The 6,709-nt window shown below is 36.7% G+C and carries 7 protein-coding genes; 5 read left to right on the top strand and 2 right to left on the bottom strand.

The features are described from left to right. The first annotated feature begins 100 nt into the window (after positions 1 to 100). From NZ519_10555 to NZ519_10545, 3 genes are read left to right on the top strand one after another with little or no spacing between them, the layout of a single operon-like run. Entirely contained in the window at positions 101 to 244 is a 144-nt protein-coding gene (locus tag NZ519_10555; GenBank protein ID MCS7029189.1) for a hypothetical protein, read from the top strand. 53 nt (positions 245 to 297) lie between these two features. Beyond that, entirely contained in the window at positions 298 to 1,560 is a 1,263-nt protein-coding gene (locus NZ519_10550; protein MCS7029188.1) for an asparagine synthetase B, read from the top strand. A 6-nt stretch (positions 1,561 to 1,566) separates the two neighbouring features. Then, on the top strand, positions 1,567 to 2,532 hold the full coding sequence (locus tag NZ519_10545; protein ID MCS7029187.1) for a tyrosine-type recombinase/integrase: 966 nt from the start codon (positions 1,567 to 1,569) through the stop codon (positions 2,530 to 2,532). Positions 2,533 to 2,560: 28 nt separating this feature from the next. Here NZ519_10545 and NZ519_10540 read toward each other — a convergent pair whose 3' ends face one another. Together NZ519_10540 and NZ519_10535 are read right to left on the bottom strand one after the other, a co-directional pair. Then, positions 2,561 to 3,166: a redoxin domain-containing protein gene (locus NZ519_10540; protein ID MCS7029186.1), complete on the bottom strand. Its 606-nt coding sequence runs from the start codon at positions 3,164 to 3,166 to the stop codon at positions 2,561 to 2,563. 134 nt (positions 3,167 to 3,300) lie between these two features. Next, on the bottom strand, positions 3,301 to 5,019 hold the full coding sequence (locus tag NZ519_10535; GenBank protein ID MCS7029185.1) for an AAA family ATPase: 1,719 nt from the start codon (positions 5,017 to 5,019) through the stop codon (positions 3,301 to 3,303). Between the two features lie 323 nt (positions 5,020 to 5,342). On the opposite strand from NZ519_10535, the gene NZ519_10530 reads away from it, so the two are divergent. Together NZ519_10530 and NZ519_10525 are read left to right on the top strand one after the other, a co-directional pair. Next, complete coding sequence (locus tag NZ519_10530) at positions 5,343 to 5,849, top strand: arginine repressor (GenBank protein MCS7029184.1); 507 nt, start codon at positions 5,343 to 5,345, stop codon at positions 5,847 to 5,849. A gap of 5 nt (positions 5,850 to 5,854) precedes the next feature. Beyond that, positions 5,855 to 6,610 carry a shikimate dehydrogenase gene (locus tag NZ519_10525; GenBank protein ID MCS7029183.1) on the top strand — a complete coding sequence of 252 codons (756 nt, stop codon included), beginning with the start codon at positions 5,855 to 5,857 and terminating at the stop codon, positions 6,608 to 6,610. The last annotated feature ends 99 nt before the right edge of the window (positions 6,611 to 6,709 follow it).

Here is a 6,709-nt window from a genome sequence, read left to right as displayed (position 1 = left end):
TCGAAAGAAGTAGTGATGCAAATTGCAAAAGTGGATGAATCATTTTTGAAGAAACATAATTTGATTTAAGTACTTTATGCAAAGTTTAGTTTGTAAGTAGTTGTACTTCAAGTTCAAACAAGGTAAAGACATGAGGGTACAGGTCAATTGCGTGAGGGGCATGGAGCATGCCGTTAGGCAGTGCGGAGCGTTAGCGGAGCACCGAAGCGAAGCGCAGTGCGGAATGCCCCGACCCTTGCGTTAGCAAGGGGCACGCCCAAAAAATAATATATCCAAATTTATTATTAAATTAGCACTATGAAACGATTAGCTTTGCTTTTTGGGCTGCTTTGTATAAATGCGCTTGCTTACGCTAATGAAATTCTTGTTTACATGGATAATCACCAAAAAGACCACCTCAAAGCTTATGGAATTGCGTATTATGTGCTTAAAAACCAAGTGAATGTAGACTGGCTACTCAACTACCGAGGGGGATCTTTTATGTTTGCTTATCATCCTAACTTTGAAAACGAACTGCGAATAAGAAACGTATCTTACGAAGTTATCAGTGATGCCCAAGCTAATGCCATTCGTGCAGAAATTCAAAGAGAAGATGTAAACATGGATGTTATGCGGTTGGAAGTTCCTCCCCGAGTAGCCGTTTTTACGCCCAAAGATAAACTACCTTGGGATGACGCTGTAACTCTTGCCCTTACTTACGCTGAAATTCCATACGACAAAGTTTTTATTGAAGAAATACTTGCTGGAAAGTTGAAAGATTACGATTGGCTACACCTACACCATGAAGACTTTACAGGACAGTACGGAAAATTTTGGGCAAGTCAAGGGAGTATGCCTTGGTATAAAGAGCAAGTCAACACTTATGAAACTATGGCAAAAAAGTTTGGCTATACAAAAGTTTCTAAAATGGAGCTTGCAGTAGTCTTAAAAATTAAAGAGTTTGTAGCTAACGGTGGTTTTCTTTTTGCAATGTGCTCTGCTACCGATACCTACGACATTGCCCTCGCCGCAGCAGATACTGATATTTGTCCATCTGTATTTGACCACGATGATATTGACCCCCAAGCAGCCCAAAAACTCAACTTCAAAAATACACTTGCTTTTAGAGATTTTAATGTGAGCTTTAATCCCGTTGAGTATGAACACTCTGATATAGATGCTACTAATACTATTAGCCGATATTTGAACGAAACGAATGATTTCTTTACCCTGTTTGAGTTTTCTGCTAAATGGGACCCTGTACCTTCTATGCTATGTCAGAATCACACTTTGGTCATTCCTGGATTTATGGGACAAACCACAGGCTTTATGAAAAAATACATTAAATCCGATGTTTTAATCATGGGCGAATACAAAAACTTAGAAGTAGCTAAATACATCCATGGTAACTATGGTAAAGGTACCTGGACTTGGTACGGCGGACACGATCCCGAAGATTACCAACATTTTGTCAATGACCCCCCTACGGATTTATCTTTACATAAGAATTCCCCAGGCTATAGATTGATTTTGAACAACATTCTCTTCCCTGCGGCTAAAAAGAAAAAACAAAAAACATAATTTCGTATGATAGATTACAGCAGCTTCAAAAACTATCTTAAATACGAAAAAAAGTATTCAGAAAATACACTTATAGCGTATACGAAAGATATTGACCAATTTTTAGAGTTCGTACTACAAAACTACACCGAAGTACCCAAGTATTTGGATAGTCAGCATGTTATTTTCCACATTACTCACAGAGAAGTGCGCAGCTGGATGGCAGATTTGATGCAAAAAAAATTATCTCGCCGTTCTATCAATAGAAAGCTATCATCTGTAAGTGCTTTTTATAGATTTTACAAAAGAATGGGCATAGCTCAATATAATCCCGTTGAGAAAATAACTTTTCCTGCAATTGAAAAGAAAATTCCTGTATTTATTCCTGAATCTGATATAAAGTTTTTATTAGATGAGGTAGAATTTGGCGATGACTTTGAAGGACTGCGGGATAGAGTTATCTTAGAGCTGCTTTATGGCTGCGGTTTAAGAATAAGTGAATGTACAAATTTGCTAGTTAGCCATATCTACCTTGAAAAAAGAGAGCTAAAAGTACTGGGAAAAGGAAAAAAAGAAAGAATTATTCCGTTTAATGAAATGGTAGCTTTATCTTTACAAAAATACTTGTTGCGTAGAGCAGAAATATTATCTACGCACGGCGTTCATACGAACTACTTATTCATACGCAAAAATGGATTACCTGCTTACACTAAGTTAATTTACAGAGCAGTTAAACACTATCTCACTCATTTAGGCAACTTTACGAAAACTAATCCTCATGTTTTGCGGCATACATTTGCTACACATTTGCTTAACCAAGGTGCGGATATTTATACCATCAAAACACTTTTAGGACACAGTTCACTGAATGCGACTCAAATCTATACACACAATTCTATTGATCAGCTGAAAAAGGCATTCCATAACTTTCATCCTCGTGCTTGTAAGGATAAAAGCACACCACAAAACAAAGATAGTGGAGGTAGTTTTTGAGTTAGCTTTTTACTCTCTCATTGAGAACTTATATTTCGTTAAGTATTTTTTCAATAAAGCTAAACATTTGGTCAGGGTTGCTATCGGTATTACAATTAGCGTATTTTATTCTTCCATCAGTACCTACAATAAATATGCTCGGCATAGAAAGGGAGTAATTTCCATCTGCATCAGTTTTGTTGAGTTTATATCCTTTTCTTTCATACATACTTTTAGTTAGTTCATCTAAGCGATAAGTAACCTTGTATTTAGTGTGAATGTTGTAGTTTTTGTCTTCTATAAAAGGAACTTCATTAGTTATTCCTGCGCGAGCAAAAGACTGTTTAGCTATTTCTATATCTGGACCGATAGCAACTACTGTTCTACCTGCTTTTGCCATTTGCAGCATTTTATCTTGTAGGTCGAATATTTCTTTTTTGCCATAGGGGCATACAGCATCTCGGTAGAATATTAAGATGACAGGTCCCTTTTTTAGGAGTTCTTTGAGGGAAACCGTTCTACCCTCAATATCAGTTTCTGTGAATTCAGGAGCTTTTTCACCACGTTGCAGCCCTTCGGGGTATGCTTGTTGTCCAAAAGCTTTGCTTGCTAAAATTAACCACAAGACTATTTGAAAAAAATACACGTTTCGCATACTTTATACATCGTATGTTTTATAGCCACAAAGATAGTAATTTTTGGAAAAAAATCAAAATTAAATTTTCCTTACTATGAGCTTAGATGTTGAATACCAATGAGTTTTGTAATAAGTGTTTTATTCAAGCACTTTTATTCTATGTACATTTTAAGTTCTTTTATTTTACTGATAACTTCTGCACGGGTAAGGTTTCTGTATTTTTCAGGTAATAGGTCTTTACTTGTACATTCTAATACAGCTACGTAGTTCATTAGCTCAACTTCTTCGGGGTAGGTAGGAGGTAAAAAATCATCAAAAGTTTTCTGAATAATTTCGGGTGTTACTTCTCCTGTACCTTCGGAAACTGCTCTAAATTTTGCGCGTGTTAAAGCAGCTTCAATATCTGCTCCAGAAAAAACTTTGTTGTCTGTAAGTACACTTTCAGGAATCTGGTCAACGGTTAAGTTTTTGATACCTGTTTTTTTAAGCATTACTGCAAAAAGTTCTTTTTTTTCTTCCACAGTCTGGGGATAAAACAAAGCAATATGCTCTTCTGCTCTACCTTGTCGTTTAAAGTCAACGGGCATTAAATCTGGGCGAGCCGTCATCAGAAACCATATAATTTTACCTCTATGTTCCGTATTGCTCATAAAGCTGGCTATCATAGAAAAAACACGATTACTTACTCCGCTATCTCCTTCGTTATTTCTATCACCTAAATAGGCATCTGCTTCGTCAATCATTACGGCAACAGGAGTCATTGCTTTAAGAATTTTAAGTACTTTTTCCAAATTTCCTTCTGTTACCCCTTGCCATTGGCTACGAAAGTTTTTGAGCATAACCATAGGTACGCCTATGTCATTAGCAAAACAAGACACTAAAAAGGTTTTACCTGTACCCACAGGACCACAGACTAAATAGCCCATTGGAACTACGTCATGCCTACCTTGTTTGATAGCTTTGGCAGTTTCTAGTAGGTGCTTTTTAGCGTATTTATGTCCCGCCACATCGGCTAATGAGTATTTAGAATAAACAAACTCTAATAATCCTCCTGCTTCGGCTTCAATAATCTCTTTTTTCTTCTCTTTTAGCGTTTCGTAGTCAAAAATAATTTTGTTTTCTTTAACTTCTGCAATTAAAGTTTTTAGGTTAATGAGATTCATTCCTGCGGTATGCTTAGCTAACACTGCGGGAGATATCTTAAAAAAGTCAGCATAGTTAGGAAATTTTGCAAATTCGTAGGCAATGTAAGCTAATCTTTGAGTTTCATCAGGAAAAGGAATTTCTATCTCTGCTGTATAAGGGTTTTTACGAAACTGTTGATTTAAATCAGATAAGTTTTCTGCCAGCAGTATAAAAGTTATATCCGCACCCATGAAAGTGTGATCGTGACTCCATTTGTGTAAAAACGTAAGTACAGTGCGATCTTCAACATTGTAGTGTGCTGCTTCTGCCATAGGAATGAGCGTTTCCGCATAATCAATAATCATAGCAATGCGTTTTCCATCTTGAAGGCGCACTTTGAAATAATTTTCCAACACAGCGAAAGCCCTCACAGGGTCCTTAGGTGGACTAATGGCAAAATTTGTCCCATACAAAGTGTCATAAGCACTCAAAGCACGTTGAAAGTCTTGTTTCATTTCAGGAGTTCTAAATGAAATCCCTGATGCCCGGTCATAAAAAACTACAATATCTCTTCGCTTAAAAAGTTCATCTCTCAAAAAATCTTTCAAGGGTAAATATCTATACCCCTCGCCTTCTTTAATAGGTTGAAGGTCATGAATGTTGCTGTGCAAGGTAAACATAAAAATCGTTTTAGTTACGTACTTCTGGGCTAAATGCTGTACCCACTTGGGATAATTTTCTAACATACCGTAAAATTAGGTATCTATCTCTTAAAGCTCAAAACTTATTTCATTCTGTTGGGTATCCTAAATTTCTTACTAATTTGCAATGAGCAAAATAGTTGAGAGTTACTTACATAAATCCTTTTCATAAATGAAAGTTTGTATAAACATAAAAATATCATACGTTGTTATGCAACCAAAAAAATCAATACTTTTACATAAATAGCTGATAATGAATGGATTAAAAAAACAACACGTAAAAAAACCGTGTATAAATTGCCATTAAAATGTAACTTTATTACCTTTGCAAACGTTTATTAAAAGTAGGAAATAAGTAGTTTTAATATATGAAAACAGCAAAACAGCAGCGGCATTTTAAGATTATAGAGCTAATCAACAAGTATGACATTTCTAGCCAAGAAGAACTTACAAGGTTACTTCACGAAGCAGATATTGAAGTAACTCAGGCTACATTGTCCAGAGACTTATCTGAATTGGGAATTGCGCGTATACGCGAAGGTAATCATTACAAGTATGCCCAGCTGCAAAGAGAAGAACTTACAGTTATACAACAGTTAGTAGGGCTTGAAGTCAGAAGTATTGAACACAACAACATGATCATTGTCATCAAAACTTTGATTGGTAGAGCGCAGGGAGTTGCATTTTTCATAGATAGTCGCCATATTGAAGGAGTACTAGGTACTATGGCAGGTGATGATACCATTTTTGTTATCCCCAGAAATGTAGAAGACATAGAACACATCTGCCAAGAAATTAAAGACGCTATCTTCAATCCCGAAGTATACCAACAGAATCACAGTCATTTGCATCATCATCACCACCATGACCATTAAAAGTAATGCACTTTGGACTGATAGGCTACCCTTTATCTCATAGTTTTTCTCAAGAGTATTTCAATCAAAAATTCAAACTACTAGGACTGCCGTACAGGTACAGCCTATTTCCGATTGAAAAGATTGAAGAGTTTGAGAATATAAGCAAGCAGCACTTTGACTTAAAGGGACTTAATGTTACGTTACCATACAAGCAAAGTATTCTAAAATATGTAGATATAGTCAGCAAAGAAGTATCCGAAATAGGTGCGACCAACACGCTGAAAAAACTACCTAATGGAAAGTGGAAAGCTTTTAACACAGATGTAACAGGTTTTGTTCAAGCCATTGAGAAGGCTACTGACCGAAAAACTTTTGACCGTGCGATTATTATAGGTAACGGCGGAGCTTCAAAAGCAGTGTATTATGCTTTGCAGCATCATTTTAGTTGTTCAAATATTATTGTAGCTTGTCGCAGTCCGATTAAATCTCATGAACTTTTTATACATGAGCTTTCTGAAGATATTGTAAGCGCAGCGGATATTCTTGTACAATGCACTCCTGTTGGAATGTATCCGAATGTGGATGACATGCTGCTGTTGCCTTATTACGCGCTGCATTCAGGGCAAGTAGTTATGGATTTGGTCTATAATCCTGAACAAACTCATTTTGTACGATATGCTCGTAATCAGGGATGCACAGTAGCTTCAGGTTTGCAAATGTTGTATGCCCAAGCGGATGCTGCGTTTGAAATTTGGACACAAGACAAATATGACCTTTAATAAATTTTAAGAATTGATTTTCATTTTTTTGGGCGTGCCCCTTGCTGACGCAAGGGTCGGGGCATTCCGCACTGCGCTTCGCTTCGGTACTTCGCTGCG

It is taken from the genome of Bacteroidia bacterium (assembly GCA_025056095.1).
Classification (GTDB): domain Bacteria; phylum Bacteroidota; class Bacteroidia; order JANWVE01; family JANWVE01; genus JANWVE01.
Note: the sequence above shows the minus strand (reverse complement) of the source record. Positions and strands in the feature narration are given on the sequence as shown.